Genomic DNA, 24,745 nt, shown 5'->3' on the forward strand with positions numbered 1-24,745 from the left:
CACCCCATCGCGCCGTGATCGGTTGCGGCGTTGAATTATCGCGGCACCTATGCTTTGGGAGAGCGATGAAAAGCGCCACCCTCGCCGCCACCTCGTCGCTCGTCCTGCCCCTGCTCCTGCTGGTCGCCTGCGGCCGCGCGGAACCGGTGGAGGATCTGCCGAGCCAGGACCAACTCGCCGCCGCCGCCAATGCCGCCGCCGCCAAGGCGATGGCCGAGGCGAAGGCGGACACGCCCGAATCGCGCAATTACGTCAATGTCGAACGGGGCTTCTCCATCACCTTCCCGGAAGGCTGGCAGAAGGATGCGGCTTCCAGCAATGCGGACGGCGTCGTCTACCAGGATCCCGGCGCAGGCGCGGACGTCCGCATCTTCTGGCAGAAGAAGGACGGCGACCAGACACTGCAACAGATCGTCTCGACCGTGAGCGAGGGCTCCGAAGGGGTGAGCGGCGATTATATCGGCGACAGGGAGTATCGCGGGACAGCCAATGACGGCGAAGGCAACAATGTCGCGCTGCGCATGATTCAACAGCCGGACGGTTCGATCGTCACGGCCAGCTTCGTCTATCCCGAAATGCTGAGCGAGCAATATCAGACCATGGCGGAAAAGACGCTCGACAGCCTGCGAATCTTCGCGTCCAAGGCCCAGACGCCCGAGGGCGCCGCGGTTCCGGCGGCGGCGGACAATGCAGGCACGCGCTGAGCCGGCCGGTCATGCCATGACCAGCCGTGGAAGGCTGATCCAGCCGCACCCGACCCTGAAACGGCATCAATAATCCTTCGAATAGCGCAAATTGGCCGATGATCCCGCATTCGTGCCTGTCTTCGACAACAGGCTGAGCGTCTTGGACAGGGAGATTTCGAGCTGGGTGGCGGTGAAGCCCTTGGGATCGGTGATCACCTCCACATAGATGTTGTTGGAGATATGCTGCCCGACCGCGAGCGACGTGCCGCGCCCGGTCGCCTCATCCCCACCGACAATGCCGATGCGGTCCACGCCCGACGCATTTTGCAGCTTGCCCATCGGATTGAGTCCGCCGCCGCCGCCGCGCAGCCCATTGAGTGCCGCCGCCAACTGGATCGCCTGGGTGGCTGACAGATTCGCCACATTGTCCCCGAACAGGATCCGCGCCAATATCTCGTCCTGCGGCAGCGTCGGCGTGGAAACGAAGGCGATGTCAGGCCGCTGCGCCGAACCGCCCACGGCGATGCCCGCCGTCACATCGTCGATCCGCGTTTCGGCACGGATCGCCAGTGTCGGGTTCATCATCGGCCCGTTGAAGGTGATGACGCCCTGCTCCAGATCGAACTGATGGCCTGAGAAGCTGTAACGGCCGCGTATAACCTCTATCTTGCCGACCACGCGCGGATCGGTCGCCGTGCCGGTGACGCGCATGTTCGTCTTCCATTCGGAATCGAGCCCCATGCCGGTCACGTAGATTTCGTTATCGGCCCGCACGCGCACGTCCAGATTCCACGCCGTCGGTTTGGCGGCCGCCTGCCGTGCCGCCACGCGACGGTCCAGCAGGTCGGTCCCCTCGCCCTTGCGGCGCACGCCTGTCAACTGCCGGATGTCGCTGCCCCCCTGCCAGGCGACGCGATAACGGGTTTCGGGAAGCGACAGGTCGCCCTTTATCAGGCCGCCGGTGGCCGGGCCGTTGGTGATGGAGAGCGTGCCGCTGACGACGCTGGTGATCGCCTCACTGCGCGCCAGGCGGGCGCGGTTCAGCTTCACGGCGATGTTTATCGGATAGCCGCTTTCCGCCGCCAGTCCCACCGTGCCGCTGGCCTGCACCGTGCCTTCGCCCGCCCGCCCGGAAAAGTCGCGCAGGTCCAGCCGGTCATTGGTGAAGCGCCCGTCCAGCCGCATCTGCGTGACGCGCGTCCCGAACGTCTCATTTTCATAACTCAGCGCATTGGCGCGGACGATGCCGTTGAGGCTGGGCGCGGTCAGCCGTCCGCCAAAATCCGCCGCGACCGCGATCGGCCCGGTCAACTGCTGGTCGGCCAAGCCCGCAAAGGAGAAGAGCACATCGGCCGGCCCGGCATAGCGGATGCCGCCGCCCAGGGGGGCGGACGCAAGCTGTTCCGCCCAGCCGGCGCCCGGTCCCGGCGGCGCCAGGGTCGCGACGAAGCGCCCAAGCGTCGCATTGCCCCGCCGGATAAGTCCACGCATATCCCCGCCCGCGCTCGACAGCTTGCCTTCGATCGCCATGGATACTGGATCGGAAACGGCGGTCAGGCTGGACCGGCGGAAGTCGGTGATCGCAAGGCGCGTGGTCGCGGTCGGGAAGGCGGACCCATTCTGCGCGAAATCCAGCGTGCCGGTCGCTTTCCCGCCAATCCCCAGTCCCGGCGAGGCCATGTTGACGACGGCCAGGTCGAAATCCTTGAACCGCGCCTGCATCGCCATTTGCTGGCCGAAATGCCCGGCCAGGTCGACGCGCCCCTGCGGCAGCACCAGCGTCGCCGGGTCGAGGCGATATCCCGTTTTCTCGACGCGGATGATCGCCGGCCGGGCGAAGCGGAAGGAGACGTTGCTCGCCCGCCCCTCCAGCGCGACGGCATAGAGGGTGGGTCGCAGCGCGGCATTCATCGCGATGGAGAAAGGCACGCCGGTCGATCCGTCCGCCACCAGTTGCGCCCGTCCGCGCCCGCCGCGATAGTCGACCCGCGCCCGCGCCTTGCGCACGACATAATCGCCATAGGCCGCATTCGCCATCTGCACATCGGCGCTGATCTGCGGCTGGTCGGCCAGCACCATGTTCGCCGTGATCAACGCCCGGCCGATCACGACATCCGCTTCGCCCGGCAGTTTGGCATTGCTGGCGGTGGCGTTCAACTGCGCGCCCTGCGCCTTGCCCAATGCCGTCAGGCGAACCGCGCCGGTCACGCCGGAACCGTTCATGGCAAGCTGCCCGGTGAAGGGACCGGCGGCGCTCTGCTGCACGCGACCGTTCATGTCGATGCCGGCGAAGCGCGCCTTGGCTATGTCGATGGTGAGCGGCCCCCTGGCGGTATGGATCAGCACATTGGCGAAGAACGGGCCATAGGCCGACCCGCCGGTCGCTTCGAGCCGATAGCCCGCCGCCTCGCCGTTCAATTTCGCCACCACGTCATGAAGTTGCACGCCGACATTGGGCCTTGCGGCGCGGAGCACGGCATTGGGCCGCTCCATCGTGCCGCGCACGGTCAGCGCCAGCGGCCCATATTGGTTCGATGTCGCCCTGGCGTCGAAGGCGATCCGACCGTCGGTGTCATAGCTGCCCGAACCGCTGTGGATCCGGAAGTTGGGCGCTGCGCCCTTCAAGCCGTTGAGCGTGAACCTGCCCTCCGGCGTCATGCCGATGGTGCCGGAAGCAACGGCATTGCCGCCCAGGAAATCGCGAACCGATGCATTGTCCCAGCGCGCCGTGCGCACGCCGAAACGGCCGGACAGGCCGAAGCCGCCCTTGGGCCCTGGAACCAGTTTCACATCGGTGTTGAGATTGACGATGCCGACCCCGTCGATCCTGTAGTCGTTGACCCGGCCCTTGAGCGCGCCGCGATAGATGGCATTGTCCATGTCCGCCAGAACGATGGCCGTGGCGTCCACCCGGTCGCTGTCGATCTTCAGATTGTCGCTGATGAGCTTGCCCGCGGCATAGGCGAAATCACCCTTCACGCGCAGATTGTTGAGCAGGCCACCCGCCGCCGCATTGAGGCCGGTGACGCGGCTGGCGGTGGCGCTTACCGGAATGCGGATGCGGTCCGCATCGATCACCGCGCGCCCGCTGGCCTTCAGGTTTTCGATGCCCGTGGCGTCGAAGGCAATCTCCTTCGCCGTGACGTCATAATCGATGAAGGGCGTCGCCATCGGCCCGTCCAGGATCACCGAAGCGCGTACGTCCCGGCCCCTCACCTTCTCCATGATCGCGCCGGGCGTGAGCAGGGTGGCGTCGATCCTGAGCGCGCTGAACCGACTTTGGCCCAGGTCGACCAGACCCTGCGCGGTGGCGGACAAGGCGCGGGATTTCAACGAACCCTTGAGGTTCACGCGCCGCTGGTTCAGTCCCGCGAACATGTCCAGGTCGAGCGCGGGCGCCGTCAGCCGATCGACCGTCCCGGCGAAGACCAGTCCCGGCCGCAGCGGTCCCTTCGCCGTGAAATTGCCGTCGCGGGCGGCAAGCGCGACATTCGCCAGCTCGCCTTTGCCCGACGTTGCGACCAGCCGCCCGTTCCACGCCTGCCAGGTGCCCTTCCCGTCCAGCGTCGCGGTGAAGCCGTCGGTAAGGCCGCTCATCGCCGCGATCACGCCGCCCTTGGGCGCGGTCAGCATACCCTTCATGGACAGGCGATTTTGCGCGGGCACGGCGTCCAGCCTGGCCTGAAGACGGTCACCGCTGTCCACCACCGCATTGGCCGACACTATGGCCCGGCCGTCGGCGATATGAGTCACGCCGTCGATCGCAATCTCCCGCTTCTGGCCGATCACCGGCCTGGCGACGAGGAACCTTGCGATCTTCAGCCGGTCGACATCGATGTCGAGGTCCGGCAGGATCGGCGCATTGGGGTCGCTCTGCGTCACGTTGAACTGCGGACTGCGCGCCAGCACCACCAGCGGGCTTTCCAGCAGCCGCACCGAAATATGGTTGTTGATGTAGCGAAAGGGACTCCACACCATATGGACGCGCGGCGATGCGGCGAACGGCCCCTTCGGGTCGCGCAGCACCAGGTCGTGGATCACCATGTCACTGTAGATCGACCCCTCGATCCGGCCGACCGATATGCCCATGCCGGATTCCAGCTTCAGCCCGGCGATCTGACGGATCAGGAAGGCCTTGCCCGGCTGGCTGTTCAGGAACAGCAGCAGCCCGGCGACCAGCAGGACGAGGGCTGCGACCAGTCCGACGACCCACAGGAGGATCTTCTGCCACAGCGGGCGACTGACGACGACGGTCGGGGTTTCCTCAGCCATCAGAATGCCTGCCCGATGCCAATGTAGAGCGCGAATTTGGACTCGCCCGGCTGCCGGTTGATCGGCATGGCTATGTCGGCGCGGAAGGGTCCGAAATTGGTGTAGAAGCGCCCGCCCACGCCCGCGCCGTAACGGATGTTGGAAAATTGCGGCATGGAGCTTTCATAGACCTGACCCGCATCGACGAAGGCGACCACGCCATAATCGCCGAAGCGGTAGCGGCCCTCGACCGCGAATTCGTTGACGGACCGGCCGCCTATGGGGTCGTTGTTCGCGTCCTTGGGCCCCAGTTCCTGATAGCCATAGCCGCGGACCGACCCGCCGCCGCCCGCATAGATGCGCCGGGAAGGCGCGACGTCATCCCGGTTCACCCCGCTGATGGTGCCGACGCGCGTGCGCGCGGCGATCACCAGGCTGTCCGACAAGGGATAATAGCCGGTGAGGTCGAAAGTCGCGCGCAGATAGGGCGAAAAGCTGCCCTGCAACGATCCCTCCGGCTCGGCCCGCAGATTGGCGCGGAACCCCCGTGTGGGATTGAGCAGGTCGTTGGACCTGTCGTAACCAAGCTGCAGCGGCAGGCCGCCGATGAAATAGGTCCGCCGCACCTTGTCCGCCGTCGCCGGATCGACAACCACCTGTTCGTTGGTCAGCAGGACTTCAGCGCCATAGCTGTAGGTCCAGCGCTTCTGGAAGATCGGTGTCGACTGGCGCGACCAGCCGATGTTGAGGCCCGCCGTATAGGCTTCATAGGCATCGTAATTCTGGTGGTTGAGCGTGACGCCAGCCTGGAAGGTCTTGTCGCGCTTGCCCGCATTGGAACGGCGGAAGGTGCCCGACGCGCCCTGTTCCTGCGTTCCGGCGATCACGCTGGCGATCAGCGCGCCCTCGGGCGGGAAGAGGTTGCGATGGGTCCAGCTTCCCTCGGCGCGGAAGCCCTGGCCCGTGCCATAGCCCAGCTCGCCCGCCAGCGTGCGCGGCTTGCCTGCTTCCTGCGCGACCGTCAGGTCGACATATTCGGTGCCGTCGGGCCCCGGCTCGTTCGTCCTGACCGGATCGACCGAGATGCTGGAAAACAACCCCGTCGCCACCAGCGCCCGGCGCAGGTCGTCCACCTTGCGGCTGTCGTAGAGCTCGCCCGGCTTGAACCGGCTGATGACCTTCATATGATCGGCGCCGAACGCCTGCCTTTCGCCCGTGGTGGTGATCCCCCGGAACGATCCGCGCGGTCCCGTCTCCACCGGCAGGGTATAGTCTCCCGTCGTGGTTGCGGGATCGAGCAATATGTCCCGCTGCCCCAGCTTGGCGAAGGGATAGCCATTTTCCGGCAGCTTGACGCCGACATTGGCCTCCGCCCCCTCGACCGCGGCCGCGACGATATAATCGCCGGTCCTGAGCGGCAGGCTGTCGCGGATCAGGCCAGGCGGCACGGTCTGCCCGGCGTTGATCACAATGTCCCCGATCCGGTAGCGCTTGCCCGGCGTAACCGAGATGACCGCCTTCAACGCCCCGTCATTCGCCTGGTCGAGCGATGCGAGCGCGGTCGCATCATAATAGCCTTCCGAATAGAGCAGCCGTACGGCCAACGCCTCATCCTCATGGGCGCGGGCCTGCACCATGGCCGCCGTATCAGCCTTGCCGTCGCCATCGATCAGGGCGGAAGAATCGCGAAACGCCGGCTCCAGACCCGTCTTGCCGAAGCCATCCACCACGACCGAATAACGTACCGCCTGCGTCTTTTCATCAGGGTTGTTGTCGGTCGCGACCTGTACCGGAACCTGCACGCTGTCGAGCGGGGGCAGCGGCTGCGCCAGTTCACGCTCCTCCTGCGGCTCGGTCGGCGGAGGCAATTGCTGCGCAGCGCCGGCTGCCGGCATCTGTTCATCGATCCACTGATCGATCGAGGGCAAAGGCGCGCTTTTGTCAGCGGGGGCCTCTTCCACGCCGGGCAGGCGCGCCTCGAACTCGCTATCGGGCAGGATCGGTTCTTCCTGCTGTTGCGGCGGCGGCGTCTGCGCCATCAGTGGAAGGGAAGAGGACGCCATCATCATCAGACCCAAGGCTCGCCGGACCCGCTTCTGCCTTGAACCCATGGAAACCGCTTTGCCCCTTTTGCCCTTCGCCCATGCAGGGCGGGAACAGCCAATACGCGCAGCGGGTTGCCAAAGTTCCGCCCGCGTCATGAAGAGGGGTGCTTCCTTCCGAATCCCAACCGGTCTAGACCGGCCGCATGACCATCGCGCTCAACATCACCCGTTCTATCCTTGGCCAGCCCTGGCGGTGGCGCGGGGGCAATGGCGACGGGCGCGATCCCGGCTATCGCCCGGATGATCTGGTCACGCAATTGCTGCTGGCGCGCGGCTGCCCGCGCGATGCGGTAGAGGCGCATCGCAACCCCACCATCCGCCATTTCATGCCCGACCCCAGCCTGTTCCGCGACATGGACGCCGCCGCCGAACGGCTGGCCGATGCGGTGGTGCGCGGCGAGGATGTGCGTATCTTCGGCGATTATGACGTGGACGGCGCGACCAGCGCGGCGCTGCTGATCCGCCTGCTGCGCGATCTGGGACTTGCGGCGCGACCCTATATCCCCGACCGGCTGATGGAAGGCTATGGCCCATCCGGCGAGGCGCTCGTCAGGCTGGCGCGAGAGGGCGCGACGCTGATCGTCACGGTGGACTGCGGCGCGCAGGCGTTCGACGCGCTTGCCATGGCCAAATCGGCGGGCGTCGATGTCGTCGTCGTCGACCATCATAAATGTGCCGCCGCCCTCCCCGAAGCGTTGGCGCTGGTGAACCCCAATCGCCTTGACGAAGCGGAAGAAGCAGCAGCGCATGGTCATCTGGCGGCGGTGGGCGTCGCCTTCCTGCTCGGTGCGGCATTGATCCGCGTGCTGCGCGGGCGCGGCTGGTTCGCCCAGCGCGCCGAGCCGCCGTTGATGGAACTGCTCGACATCGTCGCGCTCGGCACGGTGGCGGACGTGGCGCAACTGAAGGGGCTCAACCGCGCATTCGTCGCGCAGGGCCTCAAGATCATGGCGAAGCGCCGCAATATCGGCCTTTCCGCCCTGATCGACGCCAGCCGCCTGACGCGGGCGCCGCTTTGCCATGATCTGGGCTTCGCGCTTGGCCCCCGCATCAACGCCGGCGGACGCGTGGGCAAGGCGGATCTGGGCGTGCGGCTGCTCACCACCGAAGACCCGGCGGAGGCGGCCAGCATCGCCCGGGAACTGGACCAGCTCAACGAGGAACGCCGGGTCATAGAGGCGGCCGTGCAGGCGGAGGCGGAAGAGCGTCTTGCCGCGCAGGGCAATCGGGCGGTGGCGCTGGTGTCGGGCGCAGGCTGGCATCCCGGCGTGATCGGCATAGTCGCAGGACGCATCAAGGAGAAGGCCGGACGTCCCGCCATCGTCGTCGCCATCGATGAGGATGGGACCGGCAAGGGATCGGGCCGCTCCATCTCCGGCGTCGACCTGGGCGCGGCGGTCCTGGCGGCGAAGGACAGCGGCCTGCTGGTCGCGGGCGGCGGCCATGCCATGGCTGCCGGCCTGACGGTCGCGGCGGACAAGATCGATGCGCTGGCCGACTTTCTCGACGAGCGCCTTGCCGATGCGGTGGCGAGGGCGCGGGACGACCGCGCGTTGCTGATCGACGCCGTGCTGGCACCTGCGGGCGTCAATCCGGACTTCGTCGCCGCCATCGACGCCGGCGGTCCCTATGGCGCGGGATGGCCTGCACCGCTCATCGCGTCCGGACCGATGCGGGTGGTCAAGGCGGACATCGTCGGCAACGGACATTTGCGCGCCATCATGGCAGGCGATGACGGCCGCTCGATCAAGACCATCGCCTTCCGCCAGGCGGAATCCGATCTGGGTCAGGCTATTCTTGGCGCGCCCCGCGACCGGCGCCTGTGGATCGCGGGCCGGGCGAAGATCGACGATTGGGGGCCGCGCCCCGCCGCCGAACTGCATCTGGAGGATGCCGCCTGGGCCGATTGAGCAGCGGATCGGCAATTTTTTGCCCCGCGTCATTTTCATGACGAAAAGGGGGTTGACCGTTCCGGAGCCACCGCCTAATGCCCGCCTCGCTTCGCAGCGACGCCCAAGCGAACCTGCTGTGGCCCCTTCGTCTAGCGGTCTAGGACGCGGCCCTTTCACGGCTGAAACACGGGTTCGATTCCCGTAGGGGTCACCAATAAACTCAAGGAGTTGATACTTCTTGGGCGGAAAGAAGCAGAAGTGCCGTGGCGCATTCCTGCGGCCTGTTGCGACAGCCTTCCCTCAATGAAAATCGCGTGATTGCGGCAATATCCGAACATCGCGCGGATGTCCGCGGGCGTGATCGTGACGCATGCGGGAAGGTTCCTGCACATCGGTTTGAGAAAGCCGCGACAATTCCGCAGTCCGGTCGTGCACGCGGGAAGCCATCAGGTGGACCACGCCTTCCTTGCTGCGCTGCACTTCCCCTTCGACCAGCATCAGTCGCGACGCCATGACCGGGCGCCGCTGCAGTTCGAACAGCCGTGCCCACAGCAGGACATTGGTGATCCCCGTCTCATCCTCGATGGTGATGAAGACCGCATTGCCCTTGCCCGGCCGCTGCCGCACCAGCACCACACCGGCGGTCTTCACCAGCGTCCCGTTCTTCGCCGCCGAAGTCCGGGCACAGCTCAGCACCCCCTCCGCCGCGAAGACCGGGCGCAGGAATTGCATCGGATGCCCCTTGAGCGACAGGCGCGTCACCAGATAATCGGCCTCGACATGTTCGGACAGAGCCATGGCGGGCAGCATCGCATCCGGCTCTTCCCCCAATTCCTGCGCCTTGGCAGCGGCAAACAGGGGCAGTTCATTCGCGGGCGTCCGCCGCGCTTCCCAGAGGGCGGCCCGCCGGTCCCGTCCCAGCGACCGGCAGGCATCGGCATCTGCCAGCAACCGCAACGCCCGTACCGGCAATCCCGCGCGCCGCGCCAGTTCTTCCATGGTGGAAAACAGCCCTTCCTTCCGCGCCGCGACCAGTTGCTTCGCCCAATCCTGTCGAAAACCATCCACCTGACGCAGTCCCAGACGCAGCGCCAGAGCCCGTCCCTCCCCCTCGCCCCGCCCGCTGTCCCGCGACCGCAGCAGCGGTTCGAGCGCATTGTCCCACCCGCTCATATTCACATCGACATCATGCACGGTGACGCCATGATCCCGCGCATCCCGCACGATCTGAGCGGGAGCGTAAAAGCCCATGGGCTGCGAATTGAGCAGCGCGCAGGCGAACACCGCGGGCTGATGACATTTGATCCAGGCCGACACATAGACCAGCCGCGCGAAGGACAACGCATGGCTTTCGGGAAAGCCGTAGCTGCCAAAACCCTCGATCTGCCTGAAGCAGCGTTCCGCGAATTCCGCTTCATAACCCCGCTTCACCATGCCCCTGATCATCTTCTCGCGAAAATGGTGAATGGTGCCGACATTGCGGAATGTCGCCATGGCGCGGCGCAGGGCATCGGCTTCCGTCGGGGTAAAATCCGCCGCAACGATGGCTAGCTTCATCGCCTGCTCCTGGAACAGCGGCACGCCATAGGTCTCGCCAAGCAGTTTCTCCAGCTCATCGGCTGGCCCATGATGCGGCGACGGTCGCGGATAGCTGACCTTCTCATCCCCGCATCGCCGCCGCAGATAGGGATGGACCATATTGCCCTCGATCGGTCCGGGGCGAACGATCGCCACCTGCACGGTCAGGTCATAGATCGAACGCGGCTTCAGGCGCGGCAGCATGTTGATCTGCGCCCGGCTTTCGACCTGAAAGACGCCGATGCTGTCGCCCTTGCACAGCATGTCGTAGACGGCCTCGTCCTGCGCATCGAGATCGATCGTCAGCTGATGGTCGCCCAGCCCCTGTTCCCGCATCAGGTCGAACGCCCGGCGGATGCAGCTCAGCATCCCCAGCGCCAGCACGTCGACCTTCATCAGACCAAGGGCGTCGATGTCATCCTTGTCCCATTCGATGAAACTGCGATCCTCCATCGCCGCATGGTGCAGCGGCACCGTCTCGTCGAGCCGGTTCTGCGTCAGCACGAATCCCCCCACATGCTGCGAGAGATGACGCGGAAAGGGCTGGGACAGCAATTGGTCGACGATCGCCTTCAACTGCGCAATCTGCGGATTGTCGAGCGCGAAACCCGCCTCCACGATCCGCGCATCGTTCATGTCGCTGGAATAGCTGCCCCAGACCGTGCTGGAGAGGCGGGCGGCCACATCCTCGCTAAGGCCCAGCACCTTCGCCACTTCCCGCACGGCGCTGCGCGAACGGTAATGGATGACGGTCGCGGCGATCCCGGCACGATGGCGGCCATAGCGTTCATAGATATATTGCATGACCTCCTCGCGCCGCTCATGCTCGAAATCGACGTCGATGTCGGGCGGTTCATTGCGTTCTTCGGATACGAAGCGCGAAAAGAGCAGATCGTGCCTGAGCGGGTCGATGGACGTCACGCCCAGCAGGAAGCACACCATGCTGTTCGCCGCCGATCCGCGTCCCTGGCAAAGGATTCCCTTCGTCCGGGCGAAGGCGACGATGTCATGCACGGTCAGGAAATAATAGGCATAGTTGCGCTTGGCGATGAGACCGAACTCTTCTTCCAGCAACTGGCGCGCCTTCCGGGGAAGACGCGCGCCATAGCGGGCGTGAGCGGCGGACCAGGTCAATTCCTCCAGCCATTGCTGCGCCGTCCATCCTTCCGGTACGGGCTCATGGGGATATTCGTAGGAAAGCTGATCCAGCGTGAAATGCACCCGGTTCAGGAACCCTATGCTTTCCGCCACCGCCTCGGGGCAATCGCGAAACAGATGGGCCATTTCGGCGGGACTATGGATATGCCTTTCCGCATTCGCCTCCAGCAAGCGTCCTGCCTTGGCGATGCCGGTGCCTTCGCGGATACAGCTCAGCACATCCTGCAAGGGGCGCTGCGCCGCGCCGGCATAGAGCGCGTCCATGGTCGCCAGCAATGGTACGCCCGTCGCCACGGACAAAGCCTTGAACTGCGCCAGCCGCCGGGCGTCCCGTCCGTCCCGGCGCAATGCCGCCGCCAGCCAGACCCGGCGCGGGGCAAGGCGCGACAATCGGGCCAGCAATCCTTCCAGGTCGGACGGAGCAGGCGGCGGCACGAGGCTGAGATGACCCTGCCTGATCGCTTCCTTCGACGGCCGGTCGTCATAATCATATTTCACCGGCTGGCGATGCGCGGTCTGCCGGGTCGCGGTCGAGCCAGGCATCACGATCAGCAGCAGATCGTCCAGATAGGCCGTCAGATCCTCATAACGCAGGATGCAATCGCCCTTCACCGATCGGAGATTGCCGACGGTCAGCAATTTGGTGAGTTCGCCCCAGCCCCGCCGCGTCGCCGGATAGGCGACGATGTCCGGCGTGCCGTCCACGAAGACCAGCCTGGCGCCGACGATCAGCCGCAGGTCGGTCCGGCAGGCGCGCTCCTCCTCTGCATCGAGTTCCAGCGGCTGTCCCGCTTCCTTGCGCGCCTCCAGCAAGCCGGCGCGCATCCGTTCGGGCCAACGCTTGCGCGCGACATGGGCGCGAACTACTCCGGCGACGCTATTGCGGTCGGCTATTCCCAACCCTTCAAGCCCCTGGGCAATAGCGCATGTCACCATGTCCTGCGGATGGGACGCGCCGCGCAGGAAGGAGAAATTGGTGGCCGCCACCAACTCGGCAAAGGGCGGCGCCTCCGGCCCGACCGGCGGAGGCTCGCCGCGCGATTTGCGCCGCCCCTTTTCCCGCCCGGCCTCCAGCGCATTCCGTTCGCGCCTGTCGATGGATCTGGGCCTGGACGGATCAGGCCCCTTGCCATGCCGTTTCATGCGAACAGGCCATGGATGTACCAGCCGGGATGCTCTGCCTCGGCGCCGTAAAGTCCATGACGAAAAATCCAGTAACGCCGTCCGCGCGCATCCTCGACCCGGTAATAATCGCGGGTGAGCCCCACGCTTTCGCCTTCCAGCGCGCCATCGCTGGCGGTCCACCATTGGGGCGCGATGCGTTCGGGGCCTTCATAGCGCGTCACTTCATGCAATACCTTGCGCCACCGGAAACGATGGGGCGGGCCGTCGGGCACCTCTGCCACCACATCGATCGGCTGGGGCGGATCGAACAGATGGAGCGGGCGCATGGGCGGCTCCTCCTGCGCGCCTTGCGGCCAGTTCATGGGCGCCCGGCTTTCCACTGCGGGCAGTGCAAGCTGGGCCTGTTCGGGGATATGGCTGTCCCTCGGATGAAGCCGCTGGATGCGCGCCCGGCCCGCCCGGATCGACAGCCGGTCGACCAGGGCGGAGACGCTTTCCTCGCGACGTGCTTCTCCACCCTCCAGCGCCAGTTGCGTCGGCGCCATCGGTTCTGTCTGCGGCACCGTGAGGCGCAACATGTCGAAACCGAAACCGGGATCGAGCGGATCGGACAGCGCATCGATCCGTTCCTGCACCAATCGCATGATCGCAGGCGCATCGCGCACCGGCAGGCCCGTTTCCACCCGCAATGGAAAGGCAAGGCCATCGCTGCGAAAGAACAGCGCCTCGAAGCGCCGCCCCCCCTGGCCGCGTTCGCTGAGGCGATCCCCCGCCTCGGCCGCCATCTCCTCCAGCGTCCTGAGGGCAAAGGCGGTGCTGCCCATGGGTTCGGCAAAACGGCGCTCGATCCGGATCGCCGGGCGCAACTGCCGGGGTGCGAGCGGCCGCCGGCCAAGGCCGAGCAGGTTATTCAGCGCATCCACAGCCTCCTCGCCGAAGCGCGACGCCAGCACCGCCGCCGGTCGCGCTGCCAGATCGCCCACGGTACGAAGCCCCGCGCGACGCAGCGCCACCGCGCTTCCCTCCTCCAGCCGCAATGCCTCCACCGGCAGGCGTCGCAGCGCCGCATCCTCATCCGCCGTCGCCCCGACCGGAAAACGGCACAGGGCGTGCGCACCCTCCGCCGTTCCGGCAAGGGCATGACGCACCCGCATGCCATGGCGCTCCAGCCGTTCTGTCGCTTCGCGCGCCAACATCTCCTCGCCGCCCCAGAGATGCGCACAGCCGGTAATGTCGAGCATCAGGCCGAAGGGCGAATCCAGCGCCGCCACCGGCGTATAGCGGGCGCAACCGTCGCACAGCCGCTCCAGCCAATCCTGATCGCCATGGGGATCGGCATCGAACACGCGCAGATCGGGCTCGCGCGCACGCGCATCGGCCAGCGTCATGCCAGGCGTCAGGCCCAGTGCCAGGGCATCCGCGTCGAGCGTCGCGAGCCGCATCGCGCCGCGCACCTGCTCAACGACGACACCCGGCCCTTCGCCCTGCGCCGTCCAGAGATCAGGCCGCGCGATCCGCAGCCGGTCGATCGGCAGGAACGGGAACCACAGCGCCAGATAGCGGCGTCTGCCGATCTCGTCCTGCGCCGTCCTTTCCGCCTGCATCCTGCCCGCTGCCATTCCGTTCCCAGGCATCCTGTTCCCAAGCGCTCTTTCCAAGGTCATGGCGTTCATCGCGCCCACCTCCACTCTGTTCAAACATGCCCAGGCCATTGTCCCAGACCAGCCGCCAGCCAAGCCCATCCCGCCCCGCCCGTCGCCGCATCAGATACAGGTCGAAGGCGCTTCTGCCCGGCCCGCCTCCCGGCAGGGTCGGTGAGGGCGCCGCCGCCACGCGCCAGCGCGTGTCCGCTGCGCTGGGCACTGGATCGCCGCCCACGCGCAGCATGAAGGCCGTGACGCCGGATGCCTCCGCCGCCAGCGCCAGCCGTCGGCTGGCCGTCAGGTCGAGCAAGGGCGCCGGACCGCGCAATTCCACCACCAGCGATCCCAAGGCGGGGCAACGCAGCGCATCGACCGCCGCCCGCAACAGCATGGCATCATCGGCCATCATGCCGATCAGCAGCCGCGACGGATCAATGCCCAATGCCGCCAATCCGGGGCCATAGAGCATCCCTCCGGATCGACCGGCCGCCGCCGTGCGCAGCCAGAGCAAAGGCGCTTCTCCTGCCGCCAACCTCGCGAGGATGGAGGCCAGGCCTGCCGCCGCCGCCATTTCCTCCGTCGCGGCGAAGAATTCATGCACCCGGCCCCGCGCCAAACCTCCATCCAGCGCCTGGTCGAGCGGGGCATATCCGGTTTCCACGCGCGCATGCGGCTGCGCGGCTGGAACGCTCTCCAGCGATGCGATATGCCGCCTGAGGGCAGCAAGGGTCTTCACCGACTCAGCCATATAATGTTCCCTATTTGTTCTTTTCGTCCCGATGACGCGTCCTGTCAATCGGGCGCGCAAGGGACGAGCCGGAAAGATGCGGGCGACGGACGATGCAGCCGCGCTGCGTTTATGGGAATGTGCCCGCCCTATGCGATGAGGCCAGGCTCCGGCAGGTCATGCCTTGGCCGAAAGAGCGCTCAGTTCCTCCAGATCCAGGTCGCGTTCCAGTTCCTGAAGCGTCTTTTCGTCAATCTCTCCGGTCCGGTGGAGGCGCAGCAGTTCCGCCCGACCCGCGGCGATCGCCTTCAGCACCAGATCGAAATGGGCATGGAGCGTCTCCGAAAACTGTTCCTCCTGCCCGGCATAGTCGGCCGACAATTCGGCATGGCGCCGATACCGTTCGAGCAGCCTTGGATGAAGCAGCGTGCCCTCCGCATCATAGGCGTGCCGCTCCACGACACCGACCTGCGCCTGTGCCATGGCGGCTTCGGCCTCGCTCATCGTCATGCGCGGGCGGTCGCTTTCCGGTTCCTCCAGCTTCACCAGCCGGATCACGGCGCCCAGCGTCGTTCCCTGCAGCAGCACGGTGCCGATGATGACAGCGAAAGACGCCGTCAGGATGAAGTCGCGGCCGGGGAAGTCCGCCGGGACGCTGAGCGCCACGGCCAGCGTCACCACCCCGCGCATCCCCGCCCAGCCCAATATGGTGGCCGCCCGGAACCCCATCGGTCGATAACCGCACAGGCCGGTCGCCCTCAGCCCGGCGATCACCGCATCCGATCCGAAAACCCAGAGGAAACGGGCGACGGTCAGCGCCGCCAGGATCGCCAGGACAGGCAATGCCATCTCGTCCAGCACCACCCCGAAACCGCCGACGCGTTCGATCACGTCGCGCAGCGAAGATCCGATGAGGAGGAACACGAAAGCCTCCATCAGGAAGATCATCACCGCCCAGAAGGCCGTGCCGTTCATCCTGACCATGGCAGGGAAGACGACATGCTGGTACCAGCCGCAGATGAGGCCGGTGGTGACCGTCGCGATCACGCCCGAGACATGGATGGATTCCGCCAGCAGATACGACGCCCATGGTGCCAGCAGCGAGGAAGCGATCATCAGATATTTGTCGTCCAGCCGCTTGACCGCCAGCACCCAGAGCGCACCGACGGCGATGCCGATCAGCGCGCCGCCCGCGGCCAGGATGACGAAGCTCTGCAAGGCGTCGACCATGCTGAAGGCGCCAGTGGCTACCGCAGCTATGGCAAAGCGGAAGAGCACCAGCCCCGTGGCGTCGTTGAACAGGCTTTCCCCTTCCAGCAGGATGGAGAGGCGGCGGGGCAAATGGACACGCTGCAACACGGCGCGGGCGGACACGGCGTCAGGCGGCGAGACAATGGCGCCCAGGGCCGCGCAGGCTGCCCAGGGCAGGCCCGGCACCAGCCAGTGCGCAACCACGGCCACGACGACCGTGGTGAAGACCACCGCCCCCAGGGCAAGCGCCATTATGCCGAACATATGCCGCCGAAGATGCCGCAGCGCGATGAACCAGGCGCCATCCATCAACAGCGGCGGCAGGAAGATCACGAGCACCAGTTGCGGGTCGAGCGAGATCACCGGCAAGCCCGGCAAAAAGGCGAACAGCGCGCCCCCGGCCAGCAGCGCGACGGCCGGCGGCAGGCCCAGCCTGTTGGCCGCATAATGCAGGACGATGATCGCCAGCAGCATCACGATCACCAGTTCGAACATCTCCATCGGGTGCATATCTCCCTCTTCCAATCGGGCTGGATAGCCGCTGGCGGACCCCGGACCAAGCGGGCGGCGATCAAGACCCCTATGAAAAGCGCCACAGTCCATCCAGAAAGGCAATATATGCAATCAATGCGTGGAGTGGTCCTGCCCCATGACGGAGAAAAAACTGCCCTGGTGGCGCGGCGCCGCCATTTACCAGATCTATCCCCGCAGCTTCGCCGATTCCAATGGTGACGGCATAGGCGACCTTCCGGGCATCACCGCGCATCTGCCCTATGTCGCATCGCTTGGGGTGGATGCCATCTGGCTTTCTCCCTTCTTCAAGAGCCCCATGCGCGATTTCGGCTATGACGTGTCGGACTATTGCGATGTCGACCCGATCTTCGGCACGCTTGCGGATTTCGACGCCCTGGTGGCACGGGCGCATGAACTGGGCCTGCGCATCATCGTCGATCAGGTCTGGGCGCATACGTCCGATGAGCACCCCTGGTTCGTCGAAAGCCGATCCAGCCGCGACAATGCCAGGGCGGACTGGTATGTCTGGGCGGATCCAAAGCCGGATGGAACGCCGCCCAACAACTGGCAGTCGGTTTTCGGAGGTCCGGCCTGGACCTGGGACGCGCGGCGCGGCCAATATTATATGCACCAGTTCCTGACGCAGCAGCCGCAACTGCACCTGCATCATCCTCAGGTGCAGGAAAGCGTGTTCGACATCATCCGCTTCTGGCTGGACCGGGGCGTCGACGGTTTTCGTATCGACGCGATCAACCATTCGATGCACGACCCGCGACTGCGCGACAACCCGCCCGCCCCCGAAGACGGCAAGGTCCGCACGCGCCCCTTTGATTTCCAGATCAAGAAATACAGCCAGAGCCATCCCGACATTCCGCTGTTCCTGGAAAAGGTCCGGAAAGTCTTCGACGAATATGAAGACCGCTTTACCGTGGCCGAAGTCGGCGGCGAAAACAGCGACATCGAAATGAAGGCCTTCACCCAGGGGGATAGCCGGCTGAACACCGCTTATGGCTTCGATTTTCTCTATGCGCCGGACCTGAACGCCGATTTCCTGAGGACGGCGCTTGTCAAATGGCCAGCCCAGACTCATGCGGGCTGGCCAAGTTGGGCGTTCGAAAATCACGATGCTCCCCGCGCCGTCTCGCGTTGGGCCAAGGACAGGGACGCGGAAGCCTATTGCCGGATGAAGATGCTGCTGCTGGCCTGTCTGCGCGGCAATATCTTCCTTTATTATGGCGAGGAGCTGGGACTGCCGCAGGTCGACATCGCCTTCGAGGATCTGCAGGATCCCGAAGCCATCGCCAACTGGCCGCTGACCCTATCCCGCGATGGCGCGCGAACGCCGATGCCATGGCGGTCCGATGCGCCCTATATGGGGTTTTCCGAGGCCAGGCCGTGGCTGCCGATGGGGGAAACGCATCGCGCGCTCGCCGTCGACGTGCAGGAGGCGCGGCCGGATTCCCTCCTGCACTGGACGCGACGGGTGCTGGCGCTGCGCAATGGGTCGCTTGCATTGCGGGCGGGCGCCATCCATTTCCGGGACGCTCCCGATGACCTGCTCCTTTTCGAACGCGCGCATGAGGATGAACGGCTGCTCTGCGCCTTCAACCTCGGCAGCCAGCCAGTCGCCTGGGCCCTTCGGGAGCCGTGCCAGCCACTGCTGACGACAGGCGGAGTGGAAAGCCGGCTCTTCCCGGCGGCGTCCGGCATGGTTGCAAGGATCGTCACCCCGGCACGATAATATCCATCGCCCTCATGCTGCACCGAGCGGTCGGCGCGCAACAGACATGCGGAAAGCGGATATTTTCCGCCCTTTGCAGTCCGTCGGAACGGAAGTCCGTCCCGGTGCGATCAGCCTACGAAGGCGCGCTCGATCACATAGGCGCCCGGCGCGGCGTTGGAGCCTTCGGCAAAGCCCTGTTCCTCGAAATAGGCGCCGAACTGCTTGATCATCTCCATGCTGCCGCACATCATGATCCGGTCGGTTTCCGGATTGAACCTCGCCTCGCCCGGAATGCCTTCGAACAAGGTGCCGGTTTCCATCAGCTTGTCGATGCGCGCATTGTTCCGAAACGGTTCGCGCGTCACGGTCGGCACATAGTGAAACTGGTTTGCCGCCTGCTCAGCCACCAGCGGATCTTCCGCCAGCTTGCCTGACAGCTCGTCATGAAAGGCAAGGTCGCTGACACGGCGCACCGAATGCACGACCACGACCTGCTCATAAAATTCGTAGACGTCCGGATCGCGCGCCAGGCTGAGGAAAGGCGCCAGGCCCGTGCCGGTCGACAGCATGAACAATCGCTTGCCGGGCAACAAGGCGTCGGTGACGAGCGTGCCGGTCGGCTTGCGCCCAAGATAGATCTGGTCGCCCGGCTGGATCAGTTGCAGCCTGGACGTCAGCGGGCCGTCCTGCACCTTGATCGACAGGAATTCCAGTTCCTCGTCCCAGGCGGGGCTGGCGACGGAATAGGCGCGCAGCAACGGCTTGCCATTATCGCCTTGCAGGCCGATCATCACGAACTCGCCCGACCGGAAGCGGAAGCTGGCCGGCCGCGTGATGCGGAAGCTGAAAAGATGCTCGTTCCAATGCCGCACCGACAGCACGGTTTCCACGGAAAGCGCGCCGGTCGGTTCCAATGCCGGCTTTTCGATCGTCACGTCGTTCAAACCTTTTCCCCTGCCAGATTCAGGGCGACTGTCGCTGGGCAAGAGCGTCAGTTGCGTCAGCTTCGCAATAGGCGATGCAGCGCGAATGCCCCCTGGGGCGTTCCAAGGCAAGGTGAAAAAAACTTGTCGGGGCGAAAGCTGATGGCCATCCGCCTCGGTTCAGGACCGCGGGCAAAGGGGCGGCACTGCCCGGCGCCCGGGAACACAGCAGGAAGGATCGCCGGGTCGCGGCCCAAGCAATGCACGATAGGCGGGCGTGCACGCACCGTCCCACATCCGCTCGCTGAAGGAAGATAGGCCATGCGCCTGCGCTTGGCCGCTCAACAGCATGGCAATGGCGGCGGCGCCGCGCAGCAGACCCCCCGGCATGATGACTTCCCCTGCTTCGGACACCGACACGTCCATTCCCAGGGCCAGCTTATAAGGGATTCTCTATCCAAAAGCATACCCCATCGGGGGTATGCTTTCACCATCGGCAGCAAAAGCCGGTCGAAAATGCCCGCTTACCATCGCGATCCCGGCCCCCTGGACAGGGAAGGCCGCGCGAATTGTCAGCCGAAGAGACCCTTTGCAAGGCCACCCAGTTCGTTGAGCGGATTGCCGTCGCCGTCCCGGTCGAACAGCCCGCCGATCTTCGACAATATCGCTTCAGGTCCGCCGAACTGCGCAAACAGTTCCTGCAATTTGTCGGCCGACACGCCATGCTCGGCAGCCGTGGTCGCAAGAGCTGCGACATCGGTTTCGCCCGCCCCGATCTTGCCGCCTATTTCGCTCATCAGGGCCTGCATCTGCTCAGGCTGAAGGCCGATCCTGGCGGCCACCGCCTCCAGTCCGCCCATATTTCCGATCAAATCGTCAAAAAGCGCCATAGCTCATGTCCCGCCAATGATTTGCCACAGGATAGCATTGCGGCCGGCAGATCGAAAGCGAAAGAGGTTGGCCGAAAACGAAGGAGGCCGGAAGATCTCTCCACCGGCCTCCTTCGAAAGGGGTCGCGCCTGTCAGGCGGCCGTCAGTGCCGCCTCGCGCACGGAGGCGTCGACATGATTTTCGAACTGGGCGAAATTGTCGACAAACTGCTTTACCAGCTTGCCCGCCGTCTCGTCATAGGCCGCCTTGTCGTTCCAGGTCGCCCGCGGATCGAGGATGGTCTTATCGACGCCCGGCACCGCAACCGGCACCTGGAACCCGAAATTGGGGTCGGTGCGGAATTCGGCATCGTTGAGGCTGCCGTCCAGCGCCGCGTTCAGCAACGCGCGGGTCACCTTGATCGGCATGCGCTGGCCAACGCCATATTTGCCGCCGGTCCAGCCGGTATTGACCAGCCAGCAGGTGACGCCGCCCTTGTTGATCCTCTCCTTCAGCAGATTGCCGTAGACCGACGGATGGCGCGGCATGAAGGGCGCGCCGAAGCAGGTGGAGAAGGTCGCCGAAGGCTCCGTCACGCCGATCTCGGTCCCCGCGACGCGCGCGGTATAGCCCGACAGGAAGTGATACATGGCCTGGTCCGGCGTCAGACGCGCAATCGGCGGCAGCACGCCATAGGCATCGGCGGTCAGGAAGATGATGTTCTTCGGCACCGGCCCCAGATTCTTCTCCGACGCGTTCGGGATGAAGTCGATCGGGTAGGAACCGCGGCTGTTCTCGGCCAGGCTGTTGTCGTCCAGGTCGATCTCGCGCGTTTCCTCGTCGATCACGACATTTTCCAGCACCGTGCCGAAACGCTTGGTGGTGGCGAAGATCTCCGGCTCGGCCTCGGCCGACAGGTTGATCATCTTGGCATAGCAGCCGCCCTCGAAATTGAAGACGGCGGTGTCCGACCAGCCATGCTCGTCATCGCCGATCAGCGTGCGGCTAGCATCGGCCGACAGGGTGGTCTTGCCCGTGCCCGACAGGCCGAAGAAGACGGCGGTGTCGCCGTTCGGGCCGATATTCGCCGAACAGTGCATGGGCATCACGCCGCGCGTGGGCAGCAGATAGTTGAGGATGCCGAACACCGACTTCTTCATCTCGCCGGCATAGCGGGTGCCGCCGATCAGGATCAGCTTCTCGGTGAAGTTGACCGCGATGACGGTTTCGCTGCGGCTGCCGTGGCGCGCCGGATCGGCGCGGAAGGTCGGCAGGTCGATGATCGTATATTCAGGCATGAAGCCCGCCAGCTCATCCGCGCCCGGACGGACCAGCAGCGTGCGGATGAACAGGTTGTGCCACGCGAATTCGTTGATGATGCGCACATTGACGCGGTGCTCGGGCTGCGATCCGCCGAACAGGTCCGCGATGTAGAGCTTGTCCTTCTGTCCCAGCGCCGCGAAAAAGTCGGCCTTGAGAGCGGCGAAATGCTCCGGCGTCATGGGGACGTTGGTCTTGCCCCACCAGACGGTGGATTCGGTTTCCGCGTCCCTGACGATGAACTTGTCGCTGGCCGACCGGCCGGTATGCTTGCCCGTCTTTACGACCAGCGGGCCGTCCTTGGCCAAAATACCTTCGCCATTGGCGAGCGCGGCTTCGACCAGCGGCGCGGTACCCAGATTCCAATATTGAACAGCGCCGGTGGAAATACCCTGCTGATCGAGGGTGAAAGGGGATTTGGCCTGCACGCCTATACTCCTGAATATCATTATCGGTCCGCCTCCCAACGCCGCGATCTTCCTGCCGCTTGGCGCCGTCTGCTGCAGACGCATCGGGCATAGGCCTTTGCATAAAGCGCGTCAAACCCCCGAAAACTTCACGCCTGCTGCATTTATCCCGAATTCCCATGACTACACCGCATAACCCCCCTGCCGACCTTCCTTGCGGGGGCAGCCGGGTTCGTCTAACGCAGGGACATTCCTCTTGCCGACGATTTTCGGGACGCAGCATGACCGCAACCATCGCCCTGGTGGACGACGACAAGAACATACTGACCTCCGTCTCCATCGCGTTGCAGACGGAAGGTTTCCTGACACGCCTCTATTCGGATCCGGAAGCGGCGCTGAAGGCGCTGATCGAAAACCCGGCCGATCTGGCCGTGTTCGACATCAAGATGCCCCGCATGGACGGGCTGGAACTGCTGCGGCGGCTGCGTGAGAAAAGCCATATGCCGGTCATATTCCTGACGTCCAAGGCCGATGAGCTGGACGAGGCGCTGGGCCTTGCCATGGGGGCGGACGATTATATCAGCAAGCCCTTCTCCCAAAGGCTGCTGATCGCGCGCATCCGGGCGATCCTGCGCCGGTCGGAGGCCCGCAAGGTGGACGCCACACCGGACGAGCCGGTCGCCGAACCAATCGTGCGCGGCCGGCTGGAAATGGACCCCGCCCGCCACCGGGTCAAATGGATGGGCCGCGACGTGACCCTGACCGTCACGGAATTCCTGATCCTGGAAACGCTTGCCGCCCGCCCCGGCGTGGTCAAGAACCGCAACCAGTTGATGGATGCCGCCTATCAGGACGACGTCTATGTCGACGACCGCACCATCGACAGCCACATCAAGCGCCTTCGCCGCAAGTTCCGCGAAGTCGACCCCGAATTCAACGCGATCGACACCCTCTATGGCGCCGGCTACCGTTTCTCCGAAGAAGCATGACGCGGGCGCCGGGTGGAGCTGGTCCGGCCGGATCAGCCTGACCCCGCGCATCCTGGCGGTCAATGTGTTCGCGCTGGCGCTGCTGGCGGGCGGCTTCTTCTACCTGGACAGCTACCGCACGCGCATCGTCGACGACCGGTTGCAGCAGTCGGCGCGGGAATTGAAGCTGCTGGCCATCGGCCTGGAAAACGCACCGGCCGACCGGCAGAATGCGCTGATCGCCGCCTATGCGCGGCAGACGGAGGACCGGGTCCGCCGCTATGACGCGGCCGGACGGCTGATCGCGGACAGCTTCACCATGAACGCGCCGCGCTATCGTCTTCGCCTGCCGGAGGAGGAGGAATGGCAGCGCCATGTCGCCCGCTTCCTCGACAGGGTGATCGATCGGGTCGTGTCCGCCGACCGGCCGCCCAATTTCGAGGAACCGGTGGTCGATCGGGCGCAGGCCTGGCCCGAACTGGTGGCGGCGCGCGGCAGCGGCCACACACAGGCGGTGAACCGCTATGCGCCCGATCGCACATTCATGATTTCGGCCGCCGTCAACGTGAAGGACGGCACCAGCCTGCTCGCGACCGAAAATGCCCGCGACATCACCCGCACTGTCCGGGCAGAGCGCTTCCGTCTGGGCATGGTCCTGGCGGCGGCGGTGCTGGCCTCGATCCTGTTGTCGCTGTTCCTGGCGCGCACAATCGTGCAACCGCTTCAGCGCCTCGCCCGCGCTGCGGTGCGCGTACGGCTCGGCCGGGCGCGCGAGGTGACCGTGCCGCGCCTGCCCGACCGGCGGGACGAGATCGGCATGCTCGCCCGCGCCCTTTCCGACATGAGCCATGCGCTGCGCCAGCGGATCGACGCCACTGACGCCTTCGCCGCCGATGTCAGCCATGAGCTCAAAAACCCCATCGCCTCGCTGCGCTCCGCCCTCGATGCGCTCGACCGGGTGGACAAGCCGGATCTGCGGGCGCAACTGATGGCGATCGCGCAGGACGATGTGCTCCGGCTCGATCGACTGGTGACCGACATTGCCGAAGCGTCCCGCATCGATGCGCAATTGTCCCGCACCCGTTTCGAGCCGATCGACCTTGGCCTGTTGATCGAAAAGATGGTCGTTGCCCGCGAAGCGCGCGGCGTGCCTCGCGGCGTCGGCCTCGCCTTTGCCCGTCCGCGCAAGAATGTCGCCGTGGTGCTGGGCGAGGAACAGCGGATCATCCGCGTGCTCGACAACCTCATCGACAACGCGATCTCCTTCTCCCCCGACGACGGACTGGTCCAGATCGTCGCGACCGTGGCGGACAATGAAGTGCTGGTCAGCGTCGAGGACCAGGGGCCAGGCGTCCCGAAGTCGGAACGCGAACATGTCTTCCGCCGGTTCCACAGCGTGCGGCCGGAAAATGAAGCGTTCGGCAAGCATTCGGGCCTCGGCCTCGCCATCGCCCGCTCCATCGTGGAGGGGCATCAGGGCAAGATCAGCATTGCGGACCGCCAGGACGCGCAGAGCGGCGCCTGCTTCATCGTGCGGCTGCCCATGGCGGTCGAGCGCGATCCGGGCATCATATCGGAATAGGACGCAAAGCGGGAGCCGATCCG

Annotated in this window: 14 protein-coding genes and 1 tRNA gene; 6 read left to right on the plus strand and 9 right to left on the minus strand. The window is 65.3% G+C overall.

What is annotated here, in order from left to right:
• Nucleotides 1-65: 65 nt before the first annotated feature.
• The gene (locus ACN9MX_RS06395; protein WP_363734457.1) at nucleotides 66-704 is read left to right on the plus strand and encodes a hypothetical protein; all 639 of its coding nucleotides are present in this window, start codon (nucleotides 66-68) and stop codon (nucleotides 702-704) included.
• A 66-nt stretch (nucleotides 705-770) separates the two neighbouring features.
• On the opposite strand, the gene ACN9MX_RS06400 is transcribed toward ACN9MX_RS06395, so the two are convergent.
• Nucleotides 771-4,958: a translocation/assembly module TamB domain-containing protein gene (locus ACN9MX_RS06400; RefSeq protein WP_426387386.1), complete on the minus strand. Its 4,188-nt coding sequence runs from the start codon at nucleotides 4,956-4,958 to the stop codon at nucleotides 771-773.
• Nucleotides 4,958-7,048, minus strand: a complete 2,091-nt coding sequence (locus ACN9MX_RS06405; RefSeq protein WP_363755065.1) for an autotransporter assembly complex protein TamA — start codon at nucleotides 7,046-7,048, stop codon at nucleotides 4,958-4,960. Before ACN9MX_RS06405 ends, ACN9MX_RS06400 begins: the two co-directional genes overlap by 1 nt.
• A gap of 137 nt (nucleotides 7,049-7,185) precedes the next feature.
• Here ACN9MX_RS06405 and recJ point away from each other — a divergent pair, with 137 nt between their 5' ends.
• Both recJ and ACN9MX_RS06415 read left to right on the plus strand, forming a co-directional pair.
• Nucleotides 7,186-8,952: a single-stranded-DNA-specific exonuclease RecJ gene (recJ, locus tag ACN9MX_RS06410; RefSeq protein ID WP_426387387.1), complete on the plus strand. Its 1,767-nt coding sequence runs from the start codon at nucleotides 7,186-7,188 to the stop codon at nucleotides 8,950-8,952.
• 120 nt (nucleotides 8,953-9,072) lie between these two features.
• Nucleotides 9,073-9,148, plus strand: a tRNA-Glu gene (locus ACN9MX_RS06415).
• Nucleotides 9,149-9,234: 86 nt separating this feature from the next.
• Here the strand turns inward: ACN9MX_RS06415 and ACN9MX_RS06420 are convergent.
• The 4 genes from ACN9MX_RS06420 to ACN9MX_RS06435 all read right to left on the minus strand — a co-directional run bounded on the left by ACN9MX_RS06420 (nucleotide 9,235) and on the right by ACN9MX_RS06435 (nucleotide 16,926).
• Complete coding sequence (locus tag ACN9MX_RS06420) at nucleotides 9,235-12,813, minus strand: error-prone DNA polymerase (protein ID WP_426387388.1); 3,579 nt, start codon at nucleotides 12,811-12,813, stop codon at nucleotides 9,235-9,237.
• A complete protein-coding gene (locus ACN9MX_RS06425; protein ID WP_426387485.1) occupies nucleotides 12,810-14,399 on the minus strand; it encodes a Y-family DNA polymerase in 1,590 nt (529 codons plus the stop codon). Before ACN9MX_RS06425 ends, ACN9MX_RS06420 begins: the two co-directional genes overlap by 4 nt.
• Nucleotides 14,296-15,186, minus strand: a complete 891-nt coding sequence (locus ACN9MX_RS06430) for an ImuA family protein (protein WP_426387389.1) — start codon at nucleotides 15,184-15,186, stop codon at nucleotides 14,296-14,298. The genes ACN9MX_RS06425 and ACN9MX_RS06430 overlap by 104 nt, the downstream gene beginning before the upstream one ends.
• Before the next feature lie 156 nt (nucleotides 15,187-15,342).
• Nucleotides 15,343-16,926, minus strand: coding sequence for a Na+/H+ antiporter (locus ACN9MX_RS06435; RefSeq protein WP_426387390.1), 1,584 nt, complete (start codon nucleotides 16,924-16,926; stop codon nucleotides 15,343-15,345).
• Between the two features lie 139 nt (nucleotides 16,927-17,065).
• Between ACN9MX_RS06435 and ACN9MX_RS06440 the strand changes: the two genes are divergently transcribed.
• A complete protein-coding gene (locus ACN9MX_RS06440; RefSeq protein WP_426387391.1) occupies nucleotides 17,066-18,670 on the plus strand; it encodes an alpha-amylase family glycosyl hydrolase in 1,605 nt (534 codons plus the stop codon).
• Nucleotides 18,671-18,780: 110 nt separating this feature from the next.
• On the opposite strand, the gene ACN9MX_RS06445 is transcribed toward ACN9MX_RS06440, so the two are convergent.
• The 3 genes from ACN9MX_RS06445 to ACN9MX_RS06455 all read right to left on the minus strand — a co-directional run bounded on the left by ACN9MX_RS06445 (nucleotide 18,781) and on the right by ACN9MX_RS06455 (nucleotide 22,193).
• Nucleotides 18,781-19,596, minus strand: coding sequence for a ferredoxin--NADP reductase (locus ACN9MX_RS06445; protein WP_363734448.1), 816 nt, complete (start codon nucleotides 19,594-19,596; stop codon nucleotides 18,781-18,783).
• Between the two features lie 551 nt (nucleotides 19,597-20,147).
• The gene (locus ACN9MX_RS06450; RefSeq protein ID WP_133654826.1) at nucleotides 20,148-20,465 is read right to left on the minus strand and encodes a hypothetical protein; all 318 of its coding nucleotides are present in this window, start codon (nucleotides 20,463-20,465) and stop codon (nucleotides 20,148-20,150) included.
• A 132-nt stretch (nucleotides 20,466-20,597) separates the two neighbouring features.
• Nucleotides 20,598-22,193 carry a phosphoenolpyruvate carboxykinase gene (locus ACN9MX_RS06455; protein ID WP_363826476.1) on the minus strand — a complete coding sequence of 532 codons (1,596 nt, stop codon included), beginning with the start codon at nucleotides 22,191-22,193 and terminating at the stop codon, nucleotides 20,598-20,600.
• Nucleotides 22,194-22,453: 260 nt separating this feature from the next.
• Here ACN9MX_RS06455 and ACN9MX_RS06460 point away from each other — a divergent pair, with 260 nt between their 5' ends.
• Nucleotides 22,454-23,161 carry a response regulator transcription factor gene (locus ACN9MX_RS06460; RefSeq protein WP_363826480.1) on the plus strand — a complete coding sequence of 236 codons (708 nt, stop codon included), beginning with the start codon at nucleotides 22,454-22,456 and terminating at the stop codon, nucleotides 23,159-23,161.
• Nucleotides 23,127-24,722, plus strand: a complete 1,596-nt coding sequence (locus ACN9MX_RS06465) for a stimulus-sensing domain-containing protein (protein WP_426387392.1) — start codon at nucleotides 23,127-23,129, stop codon at nucleotides 24,720-24,722. Before ACN9MX_RS06460 ends, ACN9MX_RS06465 begins: the two co-directional genes overlap by 35 nt.
• Nucleotides 24,723-24,745: the final 23 nt, after the last annotated feature.

Origin of the sequence: Sphingobium sp. R-21 (assembly GCF_049913335.1) — a bacterium.
Lineage (GTDB): Bacteria > Pseudomonadota > Alphaproteobacteria > Sphingomonadales > Sphingomonadaceae > Sphingobium.

Bases quoted from the DNA above. Each gene is read 5' to 3' on its own strand.
- ACN9MX_RS06395 (WP_363734457.1), top strand. From the start codon at position 66: ATGAAAAGCGCCACCCTCGCCGCCACCTCGTCGCTCGTCCTGCCCCTG.
- ACN9MX_RS06400 (WP_426387386.1), bottom strand. From the start codon at position 4,958: ATGGCTGAGGAAACCCCGACCGTCGTCGTCAGTCGCCCGCTGTGGCAG.
- ACN9MX_RS06405 (WP_363755065.1), bottom strand. From the start codon at position 7,048: ATGGGTTCAAGGCAGAAGCGGGTCCGGCGAGCCTTGGGTCTGATGATG.
- recJ (WP_426387387.1), top strand. From the start codon at position 7,186: ATGACCATCGCGCTCAACATCACCCGTTCTATCCTTGGCCAGCCCTGG.
- ACN9MX_RS06420 (WP_426387388.1), bottom strand. From the start codon at position 12,813: ATGAAACGGCATGGCAAGGGGCCTGATCCGTCCAGGCCCAGATCCATC.
- ACN9MX_RS06425 (WP_426387485.1), bottom strand. From the start codon at position 14,399: ATGCAGGCGGAAAGGACGGCGCAGGACGAGATCGGCAGACGCCGCTAT.
- ACN9MX_RS06430 (WP_426387389.1), bottom strand. From the start codon at position 15,186: ATGGCTGAGTCGGTGAAGACCCTTGCTGCCCTCAGGCGGCATATCGCA.
- ACN9MX_RS06435 (WP_426387390.1), bottom strand. From the start codon at position 16,926: ATGCACCCGATGGAGATGTTCGAACTGGTGATCGTGATGCTGCTGGCG.
- ACN9MX_RS06440 (WP_426387391.1), top strand. From the start codon at position 17,066: ATGACGGAGAAAAAACTGCCCTGGTGGCGCGGCGCCGCCATTTACCAG.
- ACN9MX_RS06450 (WP_133654826.1), bottom strand. From the start codon at position 20,465: ATGGCGCTTTTTGACGATTTGATCGGAAATATGGGCGGACTGGAGGCG.
- ACN9MX_RS06460 (WP_363826480.1), top strand. From the start codon at position 22,454: ATGACCGCAACCATCGCCCTGGTGGACGACGACAAGAACATACTGACC.
- ACN9MX_RS06465 (WP_426387392.1), top strand. From the start codon at position 23,127: ATGGCGCCGGCTACCGTTTCTCCGAAGAAGCATGACGCGGGCGCCGGG.